This window comes from Paraburkholderia sp. RL17-373-BIF-A (genome assembly GCF_046030175.1).
Classification (GTDB): Bacteria; Pseudomonadota; Gammaproteobacteria; order Burkholderiales; family Burkholderiaceae; genus Paraburkholderia.
This window is the reverse complement of the sequence record NZ_JARESO010000017.1, coordinates 65,892-91,730: the sequence shown is the minus strand read 5'-3', so window position 1 is coordinate 91,730 and position 25,839 is coordinate 65,892. Positions and strand designations below refer to the sequence as shown.

Sequence of the window (25,839 nt, the reverse complement as noted above, 5' to 3'; positions counted from 1 at the left end):
TCCACCGTCATGAGCCGTCTCAGGGCAAAGCCATGCTGGACGACGGCAGGCTCAGAGTTCCCTGGTCGATGAAGCGTGTCGTGCCCGTCAGTCCGCCTGCGAGCTTGCCGCGCAGAATGTACGGAATTTGTCCCGACTCCGTGGCCCCCGCGAAGGCGAACGCCTGCCGGATCGCGGCGAAAGCCGGCACCGTCAACGGCACATTGACGACCGTTTCTCCGTAGCGCGGCACGGTGCCCGCCTGGTCGCTCACACCGCTCGCGAACGGCTTGCCGTTCAGTTCGAGATCAAGCGACACGCCGTTGAAGTTGACCGCGGAATCGTTCGGATTCTGCACGCGCAGTTTCACGTTGAAGCGCATCTCGAGGCCCTGACCGTTGATCGGTTCGATGCCCGCCACGTTGACGCGCACCGGGTCGCCGCCGAAGAAGCCGGCGCAACCGTTGAGCGTCAGCATGACGAGGGCGAGGATCGTGGTCAGACGAACGGAACGTCCGGACAACAGCGCGCGGAAGAAGGACATGACCTGCACCTCGCAAGAAGCGACTTGTGTCATGCATTGTACCGGGCCGTGCCTCGCGCCAAGCGGTGTTTCAGGCCGCGCGCCGCAGCCGTGTTTTGACGAGGCTGGCCAGATGGTGCAAAGCTTGACCTATCAGACTGCGATCGTCCTTCCGCGCGCCCGGAGGTTGTACGACAAACGCAGCCGCGTTCACATGCGCGGCACTGATCAACACGACGCCGCGCTGCGGCGTCACGAAGCACTCGCCTTCGTGCAAGGTGATCGACGTGAGCGGCACGGCGTCGCCCAGCCATGCGAGCGAGTGATCGCGGAATTCGAGTTGCAAGTCGCCTTCCACAGCGACGATCGAGGTCCGGGCGCGCAGGTCGCGCACGGCCAACTGGCCGGCCGTGAGGCGAGAAGCAGCGCCGCATGCCGGACCAAAGCGGGATTGACAGACTGACATGGCCGATTCCTTTAAAGCGTTTCCATGCCACTCAGCTTATTGAGTCCGTTCGCGTGAAAACAGCCGCAGCCACCGACAATGTGAACCGGTACAGCAGCGCGTTTCGGTGCGCTGTATTGGTCGGAATCGAACGGATGTGTATCTGTCGCGACGCGCGAACTGTGCGCACCATCGGTTCATGACCCAATCCATCCTGACCCGGCAGGCAGCGCCTGCGGACCGGCTGCCGGATAGCCAGCCTCTCTACCGGCAATTGGCTGATCAATACCGTCGCGCGATCGGCAGCGGCGTGCTGCGTCCGGGCGACCGCATGCCGTCGATGCGCGCCTTCATGCAGCGGCACGGCGTGAGCCTCGCCACGGCGACCGAAAGCTACCGCGTGCTGGAACGCGACGCGCTGATCGATGCCCGGCCGCGCGCCGGCTACTTCGTGCGCGTGCCGCCCACGGCTGCGCTGCCGGGCGCGTCCGAGCCCGACCTGGCGGTGCTGCCGGGCGCCGCGCAGTTCGTCGGCATTCACTCGGCGATTTCCGCGATCGTGTCGAAGTTCCAGCGCTATCCGGACGCACTGAATCTCGGCGGCGCGACGGCGTCGCCCGATCTGTATCCGACGGATGCGTTGCAGAAAGCCGCGCTGCGCGCGTTGCGCAAGCGGCCCACCTTGCTGACCGCCGCTGGACACGACCAGGGCGATCCAGCCCTGCGCGCGATCATCGCGCGCCGCGCGCTCGACGCCGGCATCCAGATCGGCGCCGATGACATCATCATGACGCACGGCGGCATCGAGGCGGTGAATCTCGCGTTGCGGGCGGTGACCCAGCCCGGCGACACCGTCGCGGTCGAGTCGCCGTGTTTTTTCGGACTGCTGCAGGCGCTCGAAAGCCTCGGCTTGCGCGCGCTCGAAATTCCGGCCAGTCCGACCACCGGCCTCGCAGTCGAAGCGCTGGCCTTCGCGCTGCAAACGCATCCCGACATCAAGGCCGTGGTCGCGGTGCCGAACTTGCAGAACCCGCTCGGCAGCGTGATGCCCGACGCGCACAAGGCGCGGCTCGTCGAACTGTGCGCGCGAGCCGGCATTCCGCTGATCGAAGACGATCCGTACCGCGAACTGGCCGACACTCCCCAGCCGCCCAAATCGCTAAAGGCTTGGGACACCGACGGCACCGTGATTCACTGCACGTCGTTCAACAAGGTGCTGGCGCCCGGCATGCGGGTCGGCTGGATCAACGGCGGCCGCTGGCATCCGCGTATCGGCATGCTGAAGTTCGCGCAGTCGCGGCACAACGAACAACTGTCGCAAGTGGTGCTCGCCGAATTTCTGGAAACGAACGCGTATGAGCGGCATTTGCGGCGCTTGCGTGACCGGCTACGGCTTCAGCGCGAACGGATGGCGGCCGCGATCGCGACCTCGTTTCCCGACGGCACGCGCTTCACGCCGCCGGGCGGCGGGATGTTTTTCTGGATCGAACTGCCGCGGGAAATATCGTCGACGGCGTTCTTCGAGGCCGCGCTGGACGACGGCATTCGCGTGATGCCGGGGACGGTGTTTTCGAATGCCGGGCGCTTCGACCATTTCATCCGGCTCAGTTCACCGAGCACGGATCTCGATCTGGCCGACGAAGCCGTGCGCAGGTTAGGGCGGCTGGCTGCGCGCATGGCGGCGCATTCAGGTTGATGCGGGTGCGGCGCCGATGTATAAGTGCTTGAAGAAACACATTACTTTGATAATCGGCGGATCGTCTGCCAGCGCAGCGGTTCGTTGCAAGGAGTCACAAAAGACCTGGAAAGCACTCCGAATGGCATCTTCCTATCATTAGCAATCCGGTCATGTGCTGATTGCTCCCTGACTGCTTCTGGCAGATCGTTTCTTGAAGGCAATGCCGATCTGCCCCGCGTTACCACTCGAAGATCACCACGGAGACGATATGCCATTCATTTGTGAAAATGTCGAGTGCCGAGCTGTGCTTGCCCGCAAACAGGTCAAACCGAATCGGGACAACAATTCGTTTTACTTCTATTGCCCCGACTGCAATACGCGCAACGAGCTGATCGACGTGGGCGCCGCCGGCGGTCCCCTGGAACTGATTCAGCCCGTCCGGCAAGGGCTTCCGCACAAGGTGGTCGCAACGGCCCGGCCTCTGGAGGACGGAAGATACGCGGCGCAGTTATGCATCCAGAAAGCGCTTGGAATCAAGGGGCCTTTTGCTGCGGAGGAACGTTGGGATCAGCTTGGCATTTTCCCCGACCCACAAGACGCCGTCAGCTATGCGAAGACCACCGCAGCCGATTGGCTGGGGGCTGACTTCAGACATTAAAAACGCCGGACGGTTCGGTGCCGCGCTCGCGCGCCGATCTCGACGGTTTGTCTGTGAACGTCTCGTAGGCTCCTTCTAATTCGCCGCCGACTTAGCCTGTACCCGATTGGAGTCAATCGCCGACTCCAATCGGGCAGCAGCCCTGCCAGTCGTCGCAATGCCTTTCCGTTCGACCCCACGGGCGCGATTTCGCCGCAGTGCGCAACGTTCGCGAGCGAGCCTTCAGACGCATCGCCAGGGCCCGTTTCTGCCCGCCCAAACCGCCCGATAAAACTCCACCCATCGCGTAAGTTTGATAGGCTTGCTCTTTGCCTTGGCCGATGAGGAAGCTCGAGCAAAATGCCAAAGCCTCCTCACGCGCCCCGCATCAATCTCATGAACGTACCGACTACACAATCTGCAAACAGCCATGACCGATTCGCCTTCATCTAACGCGAGCACTGCGTCGATGCCCGAGAGCCCGTTCGTCGACCGGCTCGGCGCGCAGCTCCTCTCGGCCGCGGACGGCGCCAGCGAAGTCGTGCTGCCGCTGCGGCAAGATCATATGAACACATGGGACGTCGCCCACGGCGGCGTCACGATGACGCTCGCCGACGTCGCGCTTGCGATGGCCGCGCGCAGTCTCGCCGGCGACGGCGTCGGCGTCGTCACGGTCGAGATGAAGGTCAATTTCATGCAGCCGGGCCGCGGCGAATTGCGCGCGAGCGGCCGCGTGTTGCACCGCTCGACCACCATGGCCTACTGCGAAGGCGAGATCCGCGACAGCGAAGGCCACTTCGTCGCCAAGGCGCTCGGCACCTTCAAGTACATGCGGCGTCTCGCCGTGGGCCGCGACATCACGCAGCAGCGCCTGCGCAGCGACCCGTCGGCAAAACCCGGTCCTAGCGACGGCTGAGTACAGCCGTTCGAACCGCGCGCGTGTCCGAGAGCCGTGCGCTGGTTCCTGCCTTCACAAAACGCCGTTCGAATCATTCGCCGAATTCATCGGCAACTCATGGAGACGATCGTCATGCCCCAGATCAACCGTCAACTCGTGCTGGCGTCGCGCCCGCAAGGCGCCGTGACGCCCGACAATTTCCGTCTCGTCGAAACACCGCTCGCCCCGCTGGCCGACGGCGAATTGCGCGTGCGCAATCATTTCCTGTCACTCGATCCGTACATGCGCGGCCGCATGAACGACAGCAAGTCGTACGCGGCGCCGCAGCCGTTGAACGAAGTGATGATCGGCGGCACGGTGGGTGAAGTGGTGGAGTCGAAGAATCCGAAGTTCGCGGTCGGCGACAAGGTCGTCGCGATGTTCGGCTGGCAGGAATACGGCACCTCGAACGGAACCGGCGTGCAGAAAGTCGATGATACGCATGTGCCCTTGTCGGCCTATCTCGGCCCGGTCGGCATGCCGGGTGTCACGGCGTGGTACGGCCTGAATCGCATCATCGCGCCGAAAGCGGGCGAGACCGTGGTGGTCAGCGCGGCGAGCGGCGCGGTGGGCAGCGTGGTCGGCCAACTGGCGAAGCTGGCGGGCGCACGAGCGGTCGGCATCGCCGGCGGTGCGGACAAGTGCCGCTATGTGACCGAGACGCTCGGCTTCGATGCCTGCGTCGATTACAAGGCCGGCAATCTCTATCAGGACCTCAAGGCCGTGACGCCGAATGGCGTGGACGGCTACTTCGAGAACGTCGGCGGCGAAGTGCTCGACGCGACGCTCGCGCGCATGAACGCGTTCGGCCGGATCGCGCTGTGCGGATTTATCGCGGGCTACGACGGCCAGCCGCTGCCGCTCAAGCATCCGTCGCTGATGCTCACGCAGCGTTTGCTCGTGCAAGGCTTCATCGTCAGCGAGCACATGGACGTGTGGCCGGAAGCGCTCAAGCAACTCGGCACGCTGGTCGCGCAAAAGAAGCTGGAATATCGCGAGACCATCGCGCAAGGACTCGATGCGGCGCCCGACGCGTTCATCGGGCTGCTCAAAGGCAAGAACTTCGGCAAGCAACTCGTCAAGCTGATCTGATGGCGACGGCGGCCAAGCGAATCACACAACACGCCGATCAACCCAGGGGAGTCACATGATGTTCGAATTCGCAGGCAAGGTGGCGGTGATCACCGGTGCGGCGAGCGGTTTCGGCCGCGCGTTCGCGCAGAAGGGGGCGGCGCTCGGCATGAAGCTCGTGCTGGCCGACGTCAATCCCGACGCGCTTGCGCAAACCGTCGATGCCTTGCGCGCCGACGGCGCCGAGGCGATCGGCGTGCCGACGGATGTCGCGAGCGCCGCGCAAGTCGAAGCCCTCGCGCAAGCGGCACTCGACGCCTACGGCCGCGTGCATCTGCTCTTCAATAACGCGGGCGTGGGCTCGGGCGGCTTCCTCTGGGAAAGCTCGGCGAACGACTGGTCGTGGGTGTTCGGCGTGAACGTGATGGGCGTGGCGCACGGCGTACGGGTCTTCACGCCGATCATGCTGGCGCAGAACGAGCCGGCGCATATCATCAACACGGCGTCGGTGGCGGGGCTGCTGTCGCCGCCCGCGATGGGCATCTACAACGCGTCCAAGCATGCCGTGGTGTCGCTCACCGAAACGCTGTATCACGACCTGCAGCTGGCGCAAGGTGGAGAGGCGGCAGCGGGTGGGCTCGTCGGCTGTTCGCTGCTGTGTCCGGCCTTCGTGCCGACCGGCATCGCCGATGCGGAACGCGCGCGCCCCGCGGACCTGCGCAACGACAGTGGCCCGACGCGCTCGCAGATCGCCGCGGGCAAGCAACTGCAGCGTGCGGTGCAATCGGGCAAGCTGAGTGCCGACGATGTCGCCGATATCACCTTCGAGGCGATCGCCGCGCGGCGTTTCTACATCATCACGCATCCAGGCATCATGGCGACGGTAAAGCTGCGTCACGAGGACATCGAGCAGTTGCGCAATCCCACCGATCCGATGTCGCTCAAGCCGGAAGTGAAGAACGCCGGTTAGGCGCGACTTTCATCGCATCGCCGGCGCGCTATCGCGCCGGTTTTTTCTAAACCTTCGGCGCTCATGCGCCAACAGACGCACCATGCCGCTGAATCCGAAGATCGAGCAGGTGCTCGACATGATCGCGCGGGCGAAGCGCCCGAAGCTTCACGAAATGACCGCGCAAGACGCGCGGGCCTCGTACGAAAAAAGCGCACCGATTCTGGAGATCGCCAGCGCGCCGATGTTCGCGCTCGAAGATCTGCGAATCCCGACACGCGACGGCGCGACGATTCGCGCGCGCCTTTATCAGCCAGTCGAGCCGAGCTGGGCCGAGCCCGCGCCGGCGCTGGTGTACTACCACGGCGGCGGCTTCACGGTGGGCAGCGTCGATACGCACGATGCGCTGTGCCGCATGTTCGCGCGCGACGGCCAGTGCACGGTGATGTCGGTGGATTACGGGCTTGCGCCGGAGCATAAATTTCCCACAGCCGTCGACGACGCGTTCGACGCTTTGATCTGGCTGCATACGCACGCCGCGGAATACGGATTGGATACCGGCCGGCTCGCGGTAGGCGGCGATAGCGCGGGCGGCACATTGGCGACGGTCTGCGCGGTGCTCGCACGCGATGCCGGGATCAAGCTCGCGTTGCAAATGCTGATCTATCCGGGCACGACTGGCTATCAGCAAACCGATTCGCACTCGCGCCTCGCAAACGGCTTTCTGCTGTCAGGCGACACGATTCAATGGTTCTTCGAGCATTACGTGCGCGATACGGGCGACCGCGACGACTGGCGTTTCGCGCCGCTCGACGGCCAACGCGGCGCGCCCGACTTCAGCGGCGTTGCGCCGGCATGGATCGCCACCGCCGAATACGATCCCTTGAGCGACGAAGGCGATGCCTACGCGGAGAAATTGCGCGCCGCGGGCAATGCGGTCACGCTCAAGCGCTATCCGGGCATGATCCACGAGTTCTTCAAAATGGGCGGCTTCGTACCCGAGGTCGCAGAGGCGCACGCGGATGCCGCCGCGGCATTGCGTGCGGCGTTCGGCATCGAGTGAACGCGGTTGTGTGGCTGGCCAATCAACCGCCGATGGAATGACCTTCAGACAATCTCGCGTTCGATATTGAAGGCGAAGCTGCGTTCGAAGTCGCCGGGCCGCGCGATCCGGTGCGAGCCGTTGTCGTCGCTACGCTCGGCGACGGCCACGCTGATCACTTCGCCATGCGCGGCCACGCGCAACGCGGTCGTGCCGCGCGTGCCGTACTCCGGCGTTTCGATGAAGGCCGCCGACAACGCCCGCTCGCGTTCGAGCGGAAGGCCGGTGGACGGCAATTCGTCGTCGCGCGCGAGGCGCGGATCGCGCATCAGATCGATCAGGCGTTCGAGCGGCGGCGTGGCGTCGCGCGCGAGCAGCGTGCCCAGTTCAGCGCGCTTTTTCACCAGCTTCGGCCACGCGGTATCGAGCACTGCGTTCGAGATGCCGTGCGTGCCCGGAGCGAGCAGCGCGGGCGCGAGATCGCCCCGGTTGCAGTACCAGGCGAGTTCGCGGCGCGTCCAGTCGCCCACCAGCAGATTGAAACCGTTGTAGATGTCGCCGGTTTGTGCAACGTGTTGCAGGTACGCGAGCGGGGTGTAGTGCGGGTTTCCCGTCGCGTCGCGCGCGGCGCCGCTCAGCCAGTTGCTGACGAGCGTGCCGCGGGTCGGCGCATCGGCGCGCATTTCGTGCGGCGCGCGGTAATTGGTCAGCGCGGCGAACCGGCCGTCGCGCGACATGCCGAGCCACGTCCCGCCGCCCACCAGATCGCGGCCGGCCAGCACGCCCGGCTCGTCATGCCACCAACTGATCGGTTCGGCCGTGCGGCGAAAGAATTCGTCGCGATTCGCGGCGAGCGTGAAGAGCGGGCCGTCGACCGCGTCGGGTCGCCAATCGAAGACGATCAGGCACATCGGGGAGCATCTCCCGGTGGGGGCGTTGCAGTTGAATAGGCCAGTAAAAAGCGGCGCCTGATTGCGCCGCTTCGTACCGTGCGAGAAGTTCAAATTTCGGTCGGCAACCCGTAGGGCAGCGCGAGAAACCGAAGCGCCGGGCCGTCCGCCGCGCCCAGATGCACCGAGCCGTTTTCCAGCGCCGCGAGCTTGATTTCGACCAACACATCGACGCCGCCGTCCGGCGCCGACGCCGCGTTTACGACCATGCCGCACGGCTGGCCCGGATCGTCCGAATGGAACAGCTCCGCGCCGGCGTGCACCGTGTCGAGTTCGCCGGCCACATTGGCCAGCGACGTGCGCCGCTTGATCGTGCCGCGATACTGGCTGCGCGCCACCACTTCCTGGCCGGGATAGCAGCCTTTGCGGAAATTCACCGCGCCGAGCACGTCGAAATTGACCATTTGCGGCACGAACTGCTCGACCACCGGCTGGGTAATGCGCGGCTCGCCTGCGCGAATGTCGAGCCAGTCCCACACGGCCGGCGAGACGCGTTTGAGTTTTTCGTCGAGCAAGGGCAGGAGCGACTCGACCTGCGCTTTCGGGCCAATCCACAGAAAACGCAGATGCTCGAGCGCATCCGGCACGCGAATCAGCGAGCCCGCCGCGCCGTCCACCTTCACGTGCACACCGTCCGGCAACGCGTCGAATACGCCGGAGAGCGCCTTGCGCACGTCGCCGGCGAGGCCGATCACGGCCAGTTCGCCGCTCGCGTCGACGAGCTTGGCTTTGGCGCGCAGCACGAACATGGAGAGCCGCTTCTGCACGGCGGCCTGCACGTCTTTCGACGCCAGCAGGCGGATCGTGTCGCCGCTGCGCCAAGTCAGGAACGACGCCAGCAGACGTCCCTTGGCTGAACAGTAGCCGGCCAGACGCGCATTGGCGGCGTCGAGGTGCTGGGTGTCGTTGGTCAACTGGCCGTGCAGGAAGCTCGCTGCGTCGTCGCCGGTGGCGTCGATCACGCCGAACTGCGTGAGCGGCATGTACGCGCCGTGGTGAATCACGGCGTCGAATTCATCGGCAGAAGGGCGCGGCAGCGTGGGCAGGCCGGCGGGCGCCGTGGAAGCTGCCGTGACGGCGGTGCCAGAGAGAGTGCCTGAAGCGGTAGCGAGCGGTGTGTTCATGGATTCCGAGAACAGTCAATTCTGACTTTAGCTAAGGCAAACAAGTATTATATGCAGTCCAACCCTGCCACGTTTCGCATGACCCTTTTCAAGAAATGTTTCGTCGCCGGCGCAATCGTCGTTGTGCTGGCCGCAGCCGCAATTGCCGGTGGGTATCACTGGGCCAACAGCCCGCTCGATCTGAACCCTGCGCAACTCGATGTCACCGTCAAGCCGCACAGCAGCTTGCGCAGCGTCACGCTGCAGCTCAATCGAGGCGGCGTGCCGGTCGAGCCCGAACTGTTCGTCATCATGACGCGGCTGCTGGGGCTGCAAAGCGAGCTGAAATCGGGCAACTACGAGTTCAAGACGGGCGTGACGCCCTATGAGGTGCTGCAGAAAATCGCCCGCGGCGACGTCAACGAGTATGTGGCGACCATCATCGAAGGCTGGACCTTCAAGCGCATGCGCGCCGAGCTGGACGCCAATCCGGCGCTCAAGCACGACACGATCGGCATGAGCGACAGCGATCTGATGAACGCGATCAATGCGCCGGAAGCGCCGATCGGCAATGGTGAAGGACTGTTTTTCCCGGATACGTATCTGTTCGACAAGAACACCAGCGATCTCGACGTGTACCGCCGCGCCTACCGTCTGATGCGCCTGCGTCTGGACGAGGCGTGGACCGCGCGCGCGCCGAACCTGCCGTACAAGACGCCGTACGACGCGCTGACCATGGCGTCGATCATCGAAAAGGAAACCGGCAAGAAGTCCGACCGGCCGATGGTGGCGGCGGTGTTCGCGAACCGTCTGCGCGTGGGTATGCCGCTGCAAACCGACCCGACCGTGATCTACGGCATGGGCGACGGCTACACCGGCCACATCAGGAAAAAAGACCTGCAGACCGACACTCCCTACAATACCTACACCCGGATGGGTCTGCCGCCGACGCCCATCTCGCTGCCCGGGGTGGCGTCGCTGCAAGCGGCGCTGAACCCGGCGCAAACCACCGCGCTGTATTTCGTGTCGCGCGGCGACGGCAGCAGTATCTTTTCTGACACCCTCGGCGATCACAACAAGGCCGTGGACAAATACATTCGAGGGCAATGATGGCGCGGGGTAAATTCATTACGTTTGAGGGCATCGATGGGGCGGGCAAGACCACCCACCTCGGCTGGTTTCGGGAGCGCCTCGAACAGAAAGTCGCAAGCACCGGCCGCGCGGTCGTCATGACGCGGGAACCGGGCGGCACGCCGCTCGGCGAGCAGATCCGCGAGATCGTGCTGCATCAGAAAATGGACCTCGAAACCGAGGCGCTGCTGATGTTCGCGCTGCGCCGCCAGCATCTGGCCGAGGTGATCGAGCCGGCGCTCGCGCGCGGCGACTGGGTGCTGTCGGACCGTTTCACCGACGCGACCTTCGCTTACCAGGGCGGCGGCCGCGGTCTGCCGCGCGACAAGCTCGAAACGCTGGAGCGCTGGGTGCAGGGCGGTTTCCAACCGGACCTGACGGTGCTGTTCGACCTCGCGCCGGAGGTCGCCAACGAACGGCGCAGCGCGGTGCGCGATCCGGATCGCTTCGAGAGCGAGTCGGTGGCGTTTTTCAACCGTACTCGCGCCGAATATCTGCGCCGTGCCGAAGAAGCGCCATACCGGTTCGCTATCATTGACTCCGCGCAGAGCATTGTGCAGATTCAGAGAAAACTTGAAGAGTTGATCGCAGTTCTTTGATTCTAAAAGAATATAACTTCGTTTTATAACGCTATGCAGAGTTCGTGTTATGTCTCATAAAACTCCTGCAACAGTTTGATTTCAAAGAGAAACGATGATTTATCCGTGGCAAGCCGATGACTGGAACCGCCTGCAGCAACTGCGCGGCCACTGGCCGCACGCCCTGTTGCTGCATGGACAGGCCGGAATCGGCAAGCTGCGCTTCGCGCAGCATCTCGCGCAAGGCCTGCTGTGCGAAGCGCAACAGCCCAACGGCGAGCCGTGCGGCGCGTGTGTGGCCTGCACCTGGTTCGCGCAAGGCAATCATCCGGACTACCGGATCGTCGTGCCCGAGGCGCTGGCCGCGGAAGCGGGCCTGAACAATGCCGCGGACGAGAAAGCCGACAAGGCCGACGCCGACGAAGGCAAGAAGACTCGCACGCCGAGCAAGGAAATCAAGATCGAGCAAATTCGCGGCTTGCTCGACTTCGTCGGCGTGGGTTCTCACCGCGGCGGCGCGCGCGTGGTCGTGCTGTACCCGGCGGAAGGGTTGAATATCGCCGCGGCCAACGCGCTCTTGAAAACGTTGGAAGAACCGCCGGCGGGCGTCGTGTTCCTGATGGTGTCGGCGCGTATCGACCGCCTGCTGCCCACTATCATCAGCCGCTGCCGCCAATGGCCGATGACCATCCCCGCGCCCGAAGTGGCGACGAAATGGCTCGCCGCGCAAGGCGCGGCCGAAGCGCCCGCGCTGCTCGCCGAAGCCGGTGGTGCGCCGCTCACCGCATTCGCACTCGCCAGCGACGAGAACCGCGCGCTGCGCGACTGGACGCTCAAGCAACTCGCCGCCGGCCCCGAATGCGACGCCTTCGCGTGCGGCGAGGCGCTGCAAAAACTGCCCGTGCCGCTGGTGCTAGGCTGGCTGCAACGCTGGATGTACGATTTGCTGGCGCAGCGCACGGCAGGCGCGCCACGTTACTTTCCACAAGCGTCGGCGGCGCTGACGCGCTGCGCGTCGCAGGCCGATGCCAGCGCGTTCGCGCGCTACATGCGCAACGTCACGCGCCAGCGCGCCGTCGAGAACCATCCGCTGAATGCGCGGCTGGTGTTCGAAGAACTGTTTATCGGCTACCGCGAGCTGTTCGCGTAAGCCCTGTCCGCGGGACAGGCCGGCAGCGGCTGGCGCGCTTCGCAACGGCGCGCGGCCGGCGCTCCGGTCCATCTTTCGTCCTGTTCCTGCATTGGCCTTTCATCTCACGTTCAACGCACCATGAGCCTTTCCTACCGCGATGCCACGCTCGACGATCTGCCCGCCATCGTCGCCATCTACAACTCGACGGTGCCGTCCCGGCAAGTCACGGCCGATCTCGAGCCGGTCAGCGTCGAAAGCCGGCTGGGCTGGTTTCACGCGCACGGTCCGCAAAAGCGGCCGTTGTGGGTGGTGGAAGATGCGCAACAGCCCGGACGAGTGATCGCCTGGCTGAGCTTTTCGGACTTCTACGGCCGTCCGGCCTATCAGCGCACCGCCGAGGTCAGCATCTATCTCGACGAAAGCGCGCGTGGCCGGGGCCTCGGCAAGCAAATGCTGGCGGCTTCGCTGGCGGCGGCGCCGGCGCTCGGCATCGACTCCGTGCTCGGCTTTATCTTCGGCCACAATGAGGCGAGCTTGCGCCTGTTCCGCGCGTTCGGTTTCGACACGTGGGGCTCGCTGCCGCGCGTGGCCGTGCTGGATGGCGTGGAACGCGATCTGGTGATTCTCGGCAAACGCCTTGACGCCGCCGCGGCCGCCGCCTGATTCACCCCGAGCACTCCTACGCAGGACATCACCATGTTTGTCGACTCGCACTGCCATATCAACTTCGAAGGACTCGCCGACCGCCTGCCGCAAGTGCTCGAGAATATGCGCAGCCACTCGGTCACGCATGCGCTGTGCGTGTCCGTCGATCTCGAAACGCTGCCGTCCGTGCTCGATATCGCCAGCCGGTATGAAAACGTGTACGCCTCGGTCGGCGTGCATCCGGATCACGAGGAAATGCGCGAGCCGAGCGTCGCCGAACTGGTCGAACTGGCCGGGCATCCGAAGGTGGTCGCGATCGGCGAGACGGGTCTCGACTACTACCGCCTGGAAGGCCGCACGATCGCCGACATGGAATGGCAGCGCGAGCGCTTTCGCACCCATATCCGCGCGGCGCATGCCACTGGAAAGCCGCTGATCATCCATACGCGCTCGTCGTCGGAAGACACGCTGCGCATCATGGCCGAGGAGCGCGCGGGCGAGCCGGGCGGCGTGATGCACTGCTTCACGGAGCCGTGGGCCGTCGCCGAACAGGCGCTGGCGCAGAATTTTTATATCTCGCTGTCGGGCATCGTCACGTTCAAGAGCGCGACCGACGTGCAGGACGTCGCGCGCCGCGTGCCGCTCGAGCGCTTGCTGATCGAAACCGACTCGCCGTACCTCGCGCCCGTGCCGTATCGCGGCAAGCCTAATGAACCTGCGTACGTCAGTTATGTCGGACGCTTCATCGCGCAGCAACGCGAGATGCCGGAAACGGCGCTGGCCGCCGCGACCACGCAGAACTTTTTCCGCCTTTTCAAGATCCCCGCGCCCACTGGCGTGTGAGACGTAAAGTCGATAAATATCAAAAGGATAGGGACGTTTCCTAAAGTCAAATATGAGAGAAATTTCGATGTCGATCGCAGCATCCCAGGACACTTTGGCGGCGCGTGGCGCGCTGGCTTCGGCACGGCGCCGCGCCTCGCGCGTCGCATTCGCGGCAACGCTGGCCTGTGCGGCGCTGACTTCGCTGATGGTGTCGCCGGCTCAGGCTGCGCCGATCGATTCGCTGATCAAATCGGTCAAGTTCGACGACGTCGACGGCGTCAACAAACTGCTCGCCAAGGGCATGGACCCGAACAGCGTGGACAACCAGGGCATGCCACTGCTGGTGCTGGCCGCGCGCGAGAAATCGGACAAGGTCGGCGCGGCCCTAGTCGCCAATCCGAAGACCAACATCGAGATTCAGGACAAAGCCGGCGAGAACGCGATGATGATGGCGTCGCTCAACGGCGACCTCGACTTCGTCAACCTGCTGATCGCGAAAGACGCCGAGGTCAACAAGAAGGGCTGGGCGCCGTTGCACTACGCGGCGGCGAACGGCCATGACGACGTCGTCAAGGTGCTGCTCGACCATTCGGCCTATGTCGATGCCGGCTCGCCGAACGGCACCACGCCGCTGATGATGGCCGCGCGCGGCGGCCATGTGTCGACGGTGAAGCTGCTGCTCGACAACGGCGCGGACCTGACGGTGAAGAACCAGATCGGCATGACGGCGCTCGATTTCGCCAAGACCTATAAAGAGCCGGATGTGGTCGAAGGGCTGACCGCGCGCCTGCAGCAGATGCAACAGAAGTGATGCGCGCGGCGGCGCGAGTCGGCGGCGGTTCATGGGCAGCCGACGCGCGTCGCCCAAACGCCGCGCTCAAGGCCAGCCTGGTCAGCCGGCCGCCTGGGCGCGCTATCCGAGCTTTAGGCGTGCCAGCGTCGAAGCGCGAAAGTACCGGTGCAGCGGCCGCCGCCTGGCAAGGCAGTAAAAAGTGCCTGAAGATAGCGGCGCCGCGCACGCTTGAGCTTCGCAAAACAGTGCAGAATGACGACTTTGGCGCGCCGCTTGGGCGCGCCGTTTGGACGCGGCGAAAGACCGCCTGATAAACGACCCTGGAAAGGAACACCATGCTGCGGGCTTTGATTTTCGCCAGCGCGCTTGCCGTACCGCTATCGGCAGCAGCGTTTACGGGAGGCGACCTCAACAAGCTGTGCACCAAGACGGACGTGGCATCGCGTAGCGCGTGTGCCGCTTATATCGAAGGCGCCGCCGACGGCATCTTCAACACCATCGACGCGATCGGCGGCACGACCGGTCCGCGCGTCGGCCAGTACTTCTGCTTGCCGCAGGACGCGCGTTCGGCGCAGCTGACTGACGCGGTGCGCAAATATATTGCGGAGAATCCGAACGTCGCGGGCTACAACGCCAGCACGGCGATCTCGCTGGGGCTCGGCAAGGCGTTTCCCTGCAGGAGCGGTAGTTGAATTGAATCACGGCTGATGCCTCGCGTGCCCGCATCGGGTGCGTTGGGCGTTTTAGCTAGCGCGTGTGTTTCGGGTTTTCAGCCGCCGGAATCCCGCCGGGGCTTTTTCGAAGCCCCGCCTGAAAACCGGTTTGAACCCCGGCCGTCCGTTTGCAGAAGCGGCTTGCCTCGGCACCTTTCCAGGATCGCGCTGACGAACGACCTAAGATGGTTGTAGGCAGTCCGCGACGGCGCGCAGTCGTGCGGCTCGCGCCCGCTTCTTTGGCGGATGCTTCGCCACCGGCGCCGTTCGGCGCAACGGCGCATCACGCACCACCGCAGCCACGTTCGATGCTTGCCGGTTCCGCGCCCGCTCTGCGCGGGTCCTGTTCACCGCTCAAGCCAGGAGGAAAAGCCCCTTCATGCCAACTCTCGACGAACTCAGCCGCATGGCCGAAGCGCCGCTGCATACGTGGCTCGGCGCGTTGATCGTCTCGGTCATCGCGATGGTGCTGGCGGTGGGCATTCATCGGATCGGCGCGCGCATCGTGACGCGGCTCGCGCGGCCTTATCCGCTCACCAGTGTGGTGCTGCGCTATATCGACAAGCCGTCGCTGTGCGTGCTCGTGATCCTCGCGCTGGAGGCGGTGTGGTGGGAAGCGCCGGACACGCTGACCTTCATCACGCCGTTGCGCGACGCCGTTGCGATTACGCTGATCGGCGCGATCACGTGGCTCTCGGTGCGCTCGGCGGCGGCGATCGGCGAGGCGATCATTCAGGCCCATCCACTCGATACCGCCGACAACCTGCAGGCGCGCCGCATCCATACGCAAGCACGCGTGCTGGCGCGCTCGGTGATGTTCGTGATCGTGATCGTCGGCGTGGGCGGGGCGTTGATGACGTTTCCCAACGTCCGGCAGATCGGCGCGAGCCTGCTGGCGTCGGCGGGGGTGGCGGGCCTGGTCGCCGGTATCGCGGCGCGGCCGGTGCTCGGCAATCTGATCGCCGGCTTGCAGATCGCGCTGTCGCAGCCGATCCGTCTCGACGACGTCGTCGTGATTCAGGGCGAGTGGGGGCGTATCGAGGAAATCACCGGCACGTATGTGTCGGTGCGTCTGTGGGATCAGCGACGGTTGATCGTGCCGCTGCAATGGTTTATCGAAAACCCGTTTTCCAATTGGACCCGCAGCAGTTCGCAGATCATCGGCACGGTGTTTCTTTACGTCGACTACCACATGCCGCTCGCGCCGTTGCGCGAGGAGCTGGCTCGTATCGTCGAGGACGCGCCCGAGTGGGACCGTCGCGTGCAGGTGCTGCAGGTTACGGACGGTACCGAGCGCTCCATGCAATTGCGTGCGCTGGTCAGTTCGCTCGATTCCGGCCTGAACTGGGATTTGCGCTGCCGGGTGCGCGAGGGGCTGCTCGATTTCATCCAGCAGCATTACCCGCAGTACTTGCCGCGGGCCCGTGCGGAAGTGTCGGCGGAACTCGAAACCGGCAACGGTGAACCGCTCGACTGGGTGCCGCGCAGCACGCAGACGCCGGCCGGCAGCACGGCCGCGCATACCGAGGCCGATCCGGTGGCGAGCCGCGCCGGACGGCCGCCGGCGGCCGATGTGCCGCGGCAGGTCAAGGAAAAGGTTTGACGCCGGAAAGCGGCGTACTCTGGCATGGCGGTGCCGATGAATGCAACTGATCCGGCACCCAAGCGGTCGAACCGTCCACGCACTCACCAACCTGGCGCGGCATCGCGTGCTTCATCGTGTTTCCGGTTCTCGCTGCGCCATTGCGCGCGAGACACCGCGAACACCTGACAACGCACCCGAGCGCGCCGCGCGAACCAAGGAGGACATGCAACATGGGCCGACTGATCGTCGTGTCGAATCGCGTCGCAACGCCGACGGAAACCAAGGGATCGGCCGGCGGCCTCGCGGTCGGCGTATTCGGCGCGCTGAAGGATGCCGGAGGGGTGTGGTTCGGCTGGAGCGGCGACGTGGTCAGCGAGACCGTCGCCAACGCCGGTCCGACGCTGGAACAGGACGGCGCGGTCACCTTCGCGACCGTCGGTCTGACGCGCAAGGATTACGACCAGTACTATCGCGGCTTTTCCAACGCGACGCTGTGGCCGGTGTTCCACTACCGCAACGACCTCGCACGCTACGAGCGCGAGGAGTACGCGGGCTACCGGCGTGTCAACGCGTGGCTCGCGCACAAGCTCATCAAGCTGCTCGAACCCGACGACGTGATCTGGATTCACGACTACCATCTGATCCCGTTCGCCGAGGCGCTGCGCAACGAGGGCATTACGAACCGCATCGGCTTCTTCCTGCACATTCCGTTTCCCGCGCCGCAGATCCTGCTGAACATTCCACCGCATGAAGAGCTGGTGAAGTCGTTGTCGTGCTACGACCTGCTGGGTTTCCAGACCGCCACCGACGAGCTCGCCTTCAAGGATTACGTCACGCGCCACGCGCGCGGCACGGTGGGCGCGGACGGACTCGTCGAAGCATTCGGCCGCAAACTGCGTACCGGCGTTTACCGCATCGGCGTGTTCCCCGACGAAATCGCCGAACAGGCGAAGCGCTACGAAAGCCGTCAGCACGTGCTCGACCTGAAGCAAAGCCTGGAAGGCCGCAAGCTGATCATGAGCGTCGACCGGCTCGATTACTCGAAGGGTCTCGTCGAGCGGTTCCGGGCGTTCGAGCATCTGCTGGAGCGCTCGCCGGAATGGCGCGGCAATGTCACGCTGGTGCAGATCGCGCCGCCGACCCGCTCGGACGTCGCCACCTATCAGAAGATTCGCCAGGACCTGGAGTACGAAGCAGGGCGCATCAACGGCCGCTACTCGGGGCTCGACTACACGCCGATCCGCTATCTGAACCAGCAGTACGACCGCTGGAAGCTGATGTCGCTGTTTCGCGAATCGCAGATCGGTTTCGTCACGCCGCTGCACGACGGCATGAATCTGGTCGCGAAGGAATACGTCGCCGCGCAGAATCCCGACGACCCCGGCGTGCTGGTGCTGTCGATTTTCGCGGGCGCGGCGGCGGAGTTGACCGGCGCGCTGCTGGTCAATCCGCACGATGCGATCGGCATGTGCGAAGCCTTGCAGCGCGCGTTGCAGATGCCGCTCGACGCGCGTCAGCGGCGTCATGAGATCAATATGGCGGCGCTGCGCGAGAACGATCTAGGCGTGTGGCGCGATACCTTCCTGCGCGATCTGCGCAGCGTGCCGGCACAGAAACCGGGCAAGGGCGGCGGGCATAAGTGATGGGGCGTGTCGACCAGTGTTTGTCCGGCGTCGGGCGCGGCCGCGTGAGCGCGTGTCCAGATACGGCAGAGTTAAGGAACGCGCGCGCGTGCGCGACTGAATGTCGGGCCAGCGCATGCTGACCACTTTGGCAATTGCGGGCTATCGCTCGTTGCGCGAGTTGATCGTCCCGCTCGGCAGGCTGAACGTGATCACAGGTCCAAACGGCAGCGGCAAGTCGAGTGTGTATCGCTCGCTGCGGCTGCTGGCCGAAGCGGCGCGCGGCGGGTTGATTACCTCGCTCGCGCGCGAGGGCGGTTTGCCGTCCACGCTATGGGCCGGACCTGAGCGCTTTTCGCGCGCCGTGCTGGCGGGCGAGTTCGCGGTTGAACCGCTGCGCCGCAAAGATCCGGTAAGTCTGCGGCTCGGTTTTTCCGGCGATCAGTTCGGCTACGCGATCGATCTCGGCTTACCGCTCGTCAATGACGCCACGCGTTTTCCGCTCGATCCGACCATCAAGCGCGAATGCATCTGGAGCGGCCCCGTGCTGCGGCCGTCGACCTTGCTGGTGGACCGCCACGGCCCGGCGCTGCGCACGCGCGACGAGCGCGGCGACTGGCAGACCATTCCACAACCCGTCGCCAGCTTCGACAGCATGATGACGGAGTTCTCCGACCCGCGGAGCGCACCCGAGATGATCAGGGTGCGTGAGCAGATCCGCTCGTGGCGCTTTTACGACCATTTCCGCACCGACGCCGACGCGCCCGCGCGTCTGCCGCAGATCGGCACGCACACGCCCGTGCTCGCCAACGACGGCGCGGACCTCGCCGCCGCGTTGCAAACCATCCGCGAAATCGGCGACCCGGCCGCCCTCGACGCCGCCATCGACGACGCCTTTCCCGGCTCGCGCCTCGACGTCACGACACAGGACGGCCGCTTCGAAGTGGTGATGCAGCAGCACGGCCTGCTGCGGCCGCTGAAAGGCGCGGAGCTGTCGGACGGCACCTTGCGCTATCTGCTGCTGGTCGCGGCCTTGCTGACGCCGCGTCCGCCTGAACTCCTCGTGTTGAACGAACCTGAGACGAGCCTGCATCCGGACCTGCTGCCGGCGCTCGCCCGCCTGATCGCGCGGGCCGCCGCGCATTCGCAGGTGCTGGTGGTGTAGCATGCGGCGCGTCTGATCGCGGCGCTCGAACGTGAGGAGGCGAGCCAGTCGATCGTGCTGGAAAAGCAGTTCGGCGCGACCCGTATCGCCGACGCGGACGACCGCGATTTGCCGGCCTGGAAATGGTCCACGCGCTGACACGTGCCGCTGTTCACGTGTGGAGCCGTATGTAAGCTGAATGTAACAGCACCGAGGAAATGCAAGACCAGAGGCTTTTTGTTGTCCTCTAGTGAATAATGCTTCGATGCCGGTGGTGCACGCGGCCGGATTCGGCCGTTGCATTGATCGGAGGTATTGGCGCTGTCATACTCAGCGCCGCTGACGCGCACCGCCCTCAGGGCGCAAGCCGCCAGCTCACGGAGACATAATATGAAGATTGCGCAGATCGCCCCTTTGACCGAATCGGTGCCGCCGAAGCTGTATGGCGGCACGGAGCGCGTCGTGTCGTACATCACCGAGGCGCTGGTCGATCTCGGCCATGACGTGACGCTGTTCGCGAGCGGCGACTCCGTCACCAGCGCGAAGCTCGAAGCCGTCTGGCCACGCGCGCTGCGTCTCGATCCGGGCATTCGCGACCGCGTGGCGCCCCATATGCTGCTGATGGAACTGGTGCGCCGCCAGGCCGAAAATTTCGACGTCCTGCACTTTCACCTCGACTACTACTCGTTCTCGGTCTTCAAGCGCCAGGACACGCCGTTTGTCACGACGATGCACGGCCGCCTCGACTTGCCCGAGCAACAGCCGGTGTTCGACACGTTCAACACCGCGCCGGTGATCTCGATTTCGAATTCGCAGCGGCATCCGCTGCCGCAGGCCAAGTGGCTGACCACCGTCTATCACGGCTTGCCGGAACAGCTCTACACGCCGCAGCCGGTCGAGCAGAAGTACCTTGCGTTTCTCGGCCGGATCTCGCCGGAAAAACGAGTCGACACCGCGATCCGGATTGCCGGCCGCTGCGGCATGCCGATTCGCATCGCCGCGAAAGTGGATGCCGCCGATCGCGAGTATTTCGAGCGCGACATCCGGCCGTTACTGGATTTGCCTTATGTCGAGTTCATCGGCGAGATCGCGGATAACCAGAAGGCCGAATTCCTGTCCGGCGCTCACGCGCTGCTGTTTCCGATCGACTGGCCGGAGCCGTTCGGCCTCGTGATGATCGAAGCGATGGCATGCGGCACGCCGGTGATCGCGTTCAACCGCGGCTCGGTGCCGGAAGTGCTGGAAGACGGCGTGACGGGTTTTATCGTCGAAGACGAAATCGGCGCGGTGGCGGCGGTCAATCGGCTGCATAAGATGCCGCGCGCGGGTGTGCGGCAGCGCTTCGAGGAGCGCTTCACTTCGCACCGCATGGCGCAACAGTATGTGGATGCGTATCAGTTGGTGATTCGCGCGCAAAAGCGTTCGCGCTTCAAGGTGATCGATACGTCGGGCAGTTGAGCTGAAGAGATTCGGCTCACGCGGCAGAGTGAAAAAGAGCGGCGATGCGTGGTGCGCATCGCCGTTTTTTATTGGCGCACGACTTGAGACGAATCAGGCTTTTGCATCCGGCAACGGGCGGTGGTCTGCGGCTGCGGCCCACAAAAGCTCGCCGTCGCGGCCGCATGCCACGTTGCTCCCACTGCAAAGGCAGGCTGCGCAGGATTGCGTCTGACCCGGCCACCGCTGCTCACGGAACCCGGCGGATCAGACGCACACCCCGCAGACCGGCAACCAGACGGCGTGCCTAGATCTTCAGACGCGTGACCTTGGTGCCTTGCAGCGATACATCGGCCATCAGGCCGGCATTGGTCAGCACGAACACCTCGACCGGGGCGGTGGCCGTGGTGGTGTCGATCGCGCCATTGGCGCCCATCTTGATCAGCGCGACGGACGCGTCGCCGCCCGCCGACCAGCCGTCGGCATTGCGGAATTTGTCCAGTGCGTCCTGCGTCATGAACAGGAAGATGATCGCCTTCGACTGTGCACCCGCCTGCAGGCCGAATGAGCCGGAAATCGTGCTGTAGTAACCGACTGTGCCGCCGCCTACGCGCAGCGAACCTTCGCCATACTGTCCGCCGACGACGAAGCCCACCTGCAGCACCGACGGGAACACGAGAACGCCGCGCGCCTTCGAGACCAGTTCGCGCGATCCCTTCACCGTCGTGAAGAGCCGCGACATGGTGCCGTCGACGCTAGCGTCGATCGACTGGCGCTTGGCTGAATCGGTGGCGGGTGTATCCGGGTTACCTTTGTTGGTCGTACAACCAGCCAGTGCAAGGCCTCCGAAAGCGAGCGCAGCGGTAGTCTTCAACATGAAGTTTCGTCTTTGCATCGTTTTTCTCCGTCATGGTTCCGGGGCGCAACCTCATCTGATTTGCCGGGTTGCCTTTGAGTTATATCACACGCAAGCACAAAAGGCGCAGTTCGTCGCTAGGCGAAAAGCCTTGTGGGGCGGGGGTTTCGGGCTAATCGTAAGGCGCCGTGCCGTAATTTTGACCGGCACCGCAGTGCGCGTGGAAGCTACGCGCAGCGCGCTTTCAAATGGGCTCCGGCGGTTCGCGCCGGGTTTGCCCGCAGCCAATAGGAGCAAGGCGGCGACGGTGTCGACCATTCGTTTTTACCGATTTTACGCCGCGCAAATGTGCGTTGAAATCAAATTGAAGTGTTGCCTCGACGCTGCAGATCGGCCGGCGTAGCGGCCCGCAATCGGCCTTCTGATCCGGACGCGCGCTCAGCCGTGGTTCGCCGGACTCTTGACCGCCGGCGGACGCCGCAGCGCGCGGCGCACCATGCCGATCAGCACGCCGAGCAGAAACAGCACCACGGCCGGCACGATCCAGTAGCCGACGAATGCATGCCAGAGATAGGCCATCAAAGTGGAGCGGCGCACGCTGTATTCGTTGCGGGCGTCCTGCTGACGCGGCGCGTTGGCGGCCAGCACCTCGGCCGGACAGCCGGCGGCTTGCGCTTCGTCGGGCTTGCCGTGGCAGCGCGCGGGGGCGCCGGCGGCGCGCTGCGCGTCGGTGAAATTCCAGGTGGTCAGCGCACGGTCGAGGTCGACGGCGTTGTACGCCATTTCCTCCCGGATCTCGCTCACCGCCACGATCGCCACGGGCACCGCCCAAAATATGATGACGACCAGCCACCGCCTTAACCAGCGGTTTTTATGCTTCGATACCATCCTTGCCTCCGATGGATGCTCTGCAGCACCAACGACAAGATGGCGGCCCGTCTAATGTTGTATAGGGGGGTGGGCCGTCTCCGCAGCCATCATAGAAGAAAAATGGCGGGTTCGGGCAGATGGACCGTGAAGGGCGGGGCGGGACGCGGGGCGCGAGTGCCGGATGGCAGCGCCGCTGTGTTCGAGCGGCGCGCGCTCAGGCGCCGCGCATATCGCACGACGCCGATTCGTTGTGTTTAATTAGCCGGTGCGGACGACAGGCAGGTCTTCATGAACGCCTTGCGGTCATCACCCTTCTTGCCGGTGGCTTGCGCGTTGCACGCCTTCATCTTGTCCTGCTGGCTCATCGGCGCAGCGGCGGCCGGCTTGGCGGACAGGCAGGTCTTCATGAACGCCTTACGGTCGTCGCCCTTCTTGTCACCGGCCTGCTTGTTACAGTCGGCCATTTTGGTTTGCTGGCTGTTCTCTGCGAACACCGGCGAAACGAGGACAGCGCCCAGCACCAGCGTGGCGATAGCGGATTGGATTTTCATGTGACACTCCATCGGTGGTGAAAACGTTTTTGGTCGTTCATGCGCGCGGGCGTCAACCGTATCCAGGACCCTCGGCACGTCCATTATGGCAAATGCTGTCTGCCAGAACGGCTAAAAGCGCATTCCGGTTGACAGGCGCTCACGCTGGTTTTCCCTTACGTGGCGGGGACTGACGGCGGATTGGAGTATCCAGTGGCGAATGGCGCGAGCGTGGAATGATGTTATGCATTCCAGATTAAATGCATGAAGCAAATTCAAACGAATTAGCACCAAGCTATTCCATAAGATTGATGAAAAATTAACACAAACTTTGTGCATTGCTGCACACGCAATTGAATTGTAATTCGGCAGGAAATTCTACCGCCCAACATATGGGTAATATTGACCAGGATGCGTGCCGCCCATTGCGTCGCTGGTCTGCTCTCACACCGGCCAAGGAGGCTCGCCATGCACTATCTGTTGATGTACGACCTGGTGTCCGACTATCTCGAACGGCGCGCCGCGTATCGCGATGAGCATCTGAAGCTCGCGTGGGCCGCCACGGAGCGCGGCGAGCTGCTGCTGGCCGGCGCGCTGGCCGAGCCCACCGACACCGCCATGCTACTCTTTCAAGGCGACTCTGCCGCTGCCGCCGAAGCCTTTGCCAAGGCCGATCCGTATGTACTCGCCGGTCTCGTGACACGCTGGCGCGTGCGTCAATGGACGACAGTGGTGGGCGAGGGCGCGGCGAACCCGGTGCGCTAAAACCTGGTCTATCGGTTGTATCGGTGGAGTGTCGAGCGGTGAAACCGGTCGCTCACTCAATGCTCCCGCGTCGTTCAGGCCGCGCTATTTTCACCGCGTTGATGCACTGCACATAGCGTGTTCAGCGCTGCTTCCCGCGCCTTGGTCGATTGGCCAAAGCCGAGCCAAAATGCATCGAAATCCTGTCTCAGACGGACGATCGATTCATAAAATTTATTCGCCCGTGATGCATTTTGATTGTGCGGTGCAATAGCGTCATTTCGCCGCCGAAAGCGACCGGACTTTTGTGACGGCATTGCGAGAAAAGACGCAGCAAAAAGGACAAGTTTGTTTCCATCCGTAACACTTGTCTCATTCATATTCACGGAAACCCTGGGGATGGTATGCTTCGTGCACAAATTCTCCCATGCACGAGTGAGACCACGTTTTGTGCTTCGCAATAGGGACAAACCGCACTAAGTCGGGGCGGTATTGACCAGCCAACAGAACGTACAAAACATATTTGTGCAACCGAGGCCTGCACACGGGTCGTGACAGTTGAATCCGTGGCAGTCCAAAGCCGCAGCCCGGCCAGGCTGCGTGGAGAAAACCCAATGTTTTTCGATGAGCTAAGCAATGACGAATGGGCGCTGCTGGCAGCGCTTGTTTCAGATGAGCCGGCCGTCCGTCTAAACCGACGCGGCCGGCCCCGCGCCGAACCACGCATCGTGGCGAATGCCGTCCTGTGGATTCTGACAACCGGTGAACCCTGGTCGAAACTGCCAGGGCGCTACCCGTCTGGTCCGACTTGCCGGCGCCGTTTTGAAGAGTGGCAGTTGAACGGCACGCTGCTGGAGATGGTTCGGCTGTTGTCGCAAACCGGGCGCACCTTTGCGTACGTCCCCCAACCGGCGCCGCCCGTCGCGGCCAAACCCGCGGCACCGGTAGCGGAAACCCCCAGCGTGCGCGACGAGCATCCGCGTGGCGTGTCCTGGAGAAGCCCCGAGTCGTGGCAAGCGCCGGGCGGCATGTCGAATAGCCTGAGCAGTTGGCGTTCGGCCGATCCGATCGCCGATATCACGCGCCAGTTGTCCGGCGTCGCGAATGTGCCGCCGGTGTCTCGTGCGCCAGCGGCACCCGTCGCAGCGCCCGCACGGCATGTCGTGCGGGCCGGCTTGCCGCGCCCGGATGAAGCGCGCGCGGTAGGCGCGGCCATGCATGGTTTGAATTCGGCCGTCGCTTCGGCGCGCGGCACGCCTGTGCCTGACGATCGGCGCAGTCCGTTGTCGATGAGCCTCGCGCCCCGCGGCACGGAAATCCTCGACCGGCATGGCTATGTGATTTACGTCGCGGCCGAGCAGGTGCCTAACGCCATGTATCGCGCGTGGGCGGAAATCATGAAGGACGGCAAACGCGTCGAGCGTTCCGGCCTCGTCGGCCCGCGCTTTGAGCAAGCCGAGGCGGCGGAGCAATATGCGCTCGACTGGGCGCGGCAGTGGATCGACCGCGAATGCCTCACGTTGGCGGCAGCGGCGCAATCCGCGGCTGCGGCACAAGCATCCGCTCAAGCGCCGGCTCATGTCTCAGCGAACCCTGCGCCCACGGCGGCTCGTCCGTTGCCTGCCTTGCGCCATGTGCCCGAGCCAGTCGCGGCCAATCACGGCGCGCCGTTGCATGGACCGCTCAACGCGTTCCGTGGTCCGTTGCGCCGTTATCCCGGCGAACCGGCCGCTGCCACGGCGGCGACCGAGAACAGTGCATCCGATCGTTATCCGTCGTACACAGAACTCATCTCCCACGCGGGGTGAGCACAGCAGTTCCCCGCGGCCGGTAGGAGCAACCGCCGCAGGTTCCCGTTTCATTCGTTGTGACATTCGCTGTGATTCACTGGTGTTATCAGAAGGACGCCGTCCACTGACG

Annotated in this window: 26 protein-coding genes and 1 pseudogene; 19 read left to right on the top strand and 8 right to left on the bottom strand. The window is 64.2% G+C overall.

Annotation, left to right across the window (positions count from 1 at the left end; translation table 11 throughout):
• Window positions 1-19: 19 nt before the first annotated feature.
• Complete coding sequence (locus P0D80_RS21795) at window positions 20-523, bottom strand: LEA/WHy family protein (RefSeq protein ID WP_408175457.1); 504 nt, start codon at window positions 521-523, stop codon at window positions 20-22.
• 70 nt (window positions 524-593) lie between these two features.
• On the bottom strand, window positions 594-968 hold the full coding sequence (locus P0D80_RS21790) for a cupin domain-containing protein (RefSeq protein WP_408286661.1): 375 nt from the start codon (window positions 966-968) through the stop codon (window positions 594-596).
• 178 nt (window positions 969-1,146) lie between these two features.
• Between P0D80_RS21790 and P0D80_RS21785 the strand changes: the two genes are divergently transcribed.
• From P0D80_RS21785 to P0D80_RS21760, 6 genes are all read left to right on the top strand, one after another.
• Window positions 1,147-2,643 carry an aminotransferase-like domain-containing protein gene (locus P0D80_RS21785; protein WP_408286659.1) on the top strand — a complete coding sequence of 499 codons (1,497 nt, stop codon included), beginning with the start codon at window positions 1,147-1,149 and terminating at the stop codon, window positions 2,641-2,643.
• Between the two features lie 250 nt (window positions 2,644-2,893).
• The gene (locus P0D80_RS21780) at window positions 2,894-3,283 is read left to right on the top strand and encodes a hypothetical protein (RefSeq protein WP_132374676.1); all 390 of its coding nucleotides are present in this window, start codon (window positions 2,894-2,896) and stop codon (window positions 3,281-3,283) included.
• Between the two features lie 409 nt (window positions 3,284-3,692).
• Window positions 3,693-4,178, top strand: coding sequence for a PaaI family thioesterase (locus P0D80_RS21775; protein WP_132374675.1), 486 nt, complete (start codon window positions 3,693-3,695; stop codon window positions 4,176-4,178).
• Between the two features lie 114 nt (window positions 4,179-4,292).
• A complete protein-coding gene (locus P0D80_RS21770; RefSeq protein WP_342960283.1) occupies window positions 4,293-5,291 on the top strand; it encodes an NADP-dependent oxidoreductase in 999 nt (332 codons plus the stop codon).
• A gap of 58 nt (window positions 5,292-5,349) precedes the next feature.
• The gene (locus P0D80_RS21765; RefSeq protein WP_408286740.1) at window positions 5,350-6,240 is read left to right on the top strand and encodes an SDR family oxidoreductase; all 891 of its coding nucleotides are present in this window, start codon (window positions 5,350-5,352) and stop codon (window positions 6,238-6,240) included.
• Between the two features lie 82 nt (window positions 6,241-6,322).
• A complete protein-coding gene (locus P0D80_RS21760; RefSeq protein ID WP_408286657.1) occupies window positions 6,323-7,282 on the top strand; it encodes an alpha/beta hydrolase in 960 nt (319 codons plus the stop codon).
• A gap of 44 nt (window positions 7,283-7,326) precedes the next feature.
• Here P0D80_RS21760 and P0D80_RS21755 read toward each other — a convergent pair whose 3' ends face one another.
• Both P0D80_RS21755 and ygfZ read right to left on the bottom strand, forming a co-directional pair.
• Window positions 7,327-8,172, bottom strand: coding sequence for an NRDE family protein (locus P0D80_RS21755; protein WP_408286655.1), 846 nt, complete (start codon window positions 8,170-8,172; stop codon window positions 7,327-7,329).
• Window positions 8,173-8,261: 89 nt separating this feature from the next.
• Window positions 8,262-9,335, bottom strand: coding sequence for a CAF17-like 4Fe-4S cluster assembly/insertion protein YgfZ (gene ygfZ, locus P0D80_RS21750; protein WP_408286653.1), 1,074 nt, complete (start codon window positions 9,333-9,335; stop codon window positions 8,262-8,264).
• A gap of 78 nt (window positions 9,336-9,413) precedes the next feature.
• Between ygfZ and mltG the strand changes: the two genes are divergently transcribed.
• The 11 genes and pseudogenes from mltG to P0D80_RS21695 all read left to right on the top strand — a co-directional run bounded on the left by mltG (window position 9,414) and on the right by P0D80_RS21695 (window position 20,940).
• The gene (gene mltG / locus P0D80_RS21745; RefSeq protein WP_408286738.1) at window positions 9,414-10,424 is read left to right on the top strand and encodes an endolytic transglycosylase MltG; all 1,011 of its coding nucleotides are present in this window, start codon (window positions 9,414-9,416) and stop codon (window positions 10,422-10,424) included.
• Entirely contained in the window at window positions 10,424-11,044 is a 621-nt protein-coding gene (gene tmk, locus P0D80_RS21740) for a dTMP kinase (RefSeq protein WP_408175446.1), read from the top strand. Before mltG ends, tmk begins: the two co-directional genes overlap by 1 nt.
• 94 nt (window positions 11,045-11,138) lie before the next feature.
• Complete coding sequence (locus P0D80_RS21735) at window positions 11,139-12,173, top strand: DNA polymerase III subunit delta' (RefSeq protein WP_408286652.1); 1,035 nt, start codon at window positions 11,139-11,141, stop codon at window positions 12,171-12,173.
• Window positions 12,174-12,293: 120 nt separating this feature from the next.
• Window positions 12,294-12,818: a GNAT family N-acetyltransferase gene (locus P0D80_RS21730; protein WP_408286650.1), complete on the top strand. Its 525-nt coding sequence runs from the start codon at window positions 12,294-12,296 to the stop codon at window positions 12,816-12,818.
• Window positions 12,819-12,851: 33 nt separating this feature from the next.
• The gene (locus tag P0D80_RS21725; protein ID WP_408286649.1) at window positions 12,852-13,643 is read left to right on the top strand and encodes a TatD family hydrolase; all 792 of its coding nucleotides are present in this window, start codon (window positions 12,852-12,854) and stop codon (window positions 13,641-13,643) included.
• A 67-nt stretch (window positions 13,644-13,710) separates the two neighbouring features.
• The gene (locus P0D80_RS21720) at window positions 13,711-14,436 is read left to right on the top strand and encodes an ankyrin repeat domain-containing protein (RefSeq protein ID WP_408286647.1); all 726 of its coding nucleotides are present in this window, start codon (window positions 13,711-13,713) and stop codon (window positions 14,434-14,436) included.
• 317 nt (window positions 14,437-14,753) lie between these two features.
• Window positions 14,754-15,110, top strand: coding sequence for a Rap1a/Tai family immunity protein (locus P0D80_RS21715; RefSeq protein ID WP_132374665.1), 357 nt, complete (start codon window positions 14,754-14,756; stop codon window positions 15,108-15,110).
• Window positions 15,111-15,510: 400 nt separating this feature from the next.
• Window positions 15,511-16,734 carry a mechanosensitive ion channel family protein gene (locus P0D80_RS21710; protein ID WP_408286645.1) on the top strand — a complete coding sequence of 408 codons (1,224 nt, stop codon included), beginning with the start codon at window positions 15,511-15,513 and terminating at the stop codon, window positions 16,732-16,734.
• Window positions 16,735-16,946: 212 nt separating this feature from the next.
• A complete protein-coding gene (gene otsA, locus P0D80_RS21705; protein ID WP_132374663.1) occupies window positions 16,947-18,359 on the top strand; it encodes an alpha,alpha-trehalose-phosphate synthase (UDP-forming) in 1,413 nt (470 codons plus the stop codon).
• 115 nt (window positions 18,360-18,474) lie between these two features.
• Window positions 18,475-19,641, top strand: a pseudogene (locus tag P0D80_RS21700) (AAA family ATPase).
• Between the two features lie 231 nt (window positions 19,642-19,872).
• Window positions 19,873-20,940: a glycosyltransferase family 4 protein gene (locus P0D80_RS21695; RefSeq protein ID WP_408175437.1), complete on the top strand. Its 1,068-nt coding sequence runs from the start codon at window positions 19,873-19,875 to the stop codon at window positions 20,938-20,940.
• Window positions 20,941-21,226: 286 nt separating this feature from the next.
• On the opposite strand, the gene P0D80_RS21690 is transcribed toward P0D80_RS21695, so the two are convergent.
• From P0D80_RS21690 to P0D80_RS21680, 3 genes are all read right to left on the bottom strand, one after another.
• Window positions 21,227-21,814, bottom strand: a complete 588-nt coding sequence (locus tag P0D80_RS21690; protein ID WP_132374660.1) for a BPSL1445 family SYLF domain-containing lipoprotein — start codon at window positions 21,812-21,814, stop codon at window positions 21,227-21,229.
• 399 nt (window positions 21,815-22,213) lie between these two features.
• Window positions 22,214-22,663 carry a hypothetical protein gene (locus P0D80_RS21685; protein WP_132374659.1) on the bottom strand — a complete coding sequence of 150 codons (450 nt, stop codon included), beginning with the start codon at window positions 22,661-22,663 and terminating at the stop codon, window positions 22,214-22,216.
• Window positions 22,664-22,899: 236 nt separating this feature from the next.
• A complete protein-coding gene (locus tag P0D80_RS21680; RefSeq protein WP_132374658.1) occupies window positions 22,900-23,196 on the bottom strand; it encodes a PsiF family protein in 297 nt (98 codons plus the stop codon).
• Between the two features lie 447 nt (window positions 23,197-23,643).
• Between P0D80_RS21680 and P0D80_RS21675 the strand changes: the two genes are divergently transcribed.
• Window positions 23,644-23,940 carry a YciI-like protein gene (locus P0D80_RS21675; RefSeq protein WP_132374657.1) on the top strand — a complete coding sequence of 99 codons (297 nt, stop codon included), beginning with the start codon at window positions 23,644-23,646 and terminating at the stop codon, window positions 23,938-23,940.
• Between the two features lie 74 nt (window positions 23,941-24,014).
• On the opposite strand, the gene P0D80_RS21670 is transcribed toward P0D80_RS21675, so the two are convergent.
• Complete coding sequence (locus tag P0D80_RS21670; protein ID WP_408286642.1) at window positions 24,015-24,299, bottom strand: hypothetical protein; 285 nt, start codon at window positions 24,297-24,299, stop codon at window positions 24,015-24,017.
• A 234-nt stretch (window positions 24,300-24,533) separates the two neighbouring features.
• Here P0D80_RS21670 and P0D80_RS21665 point away from each other — a divergent pair, with 234 nt between their 5' ends.
• Window positions 24,534-25,727 (top strand): DUF6566 family protein, encoded by a 1,194-nt coding sequence (locus tag P0D80_RS21665; RefSeq protein WP_408286641.1) that lies wholly within the window; start codon window positions 24,534-24,536, stop codon window positions 25,725-25,727.
• The last annotated feature ends 112 nt before the right edge of the window (window positions 25,728-25,839 follow it).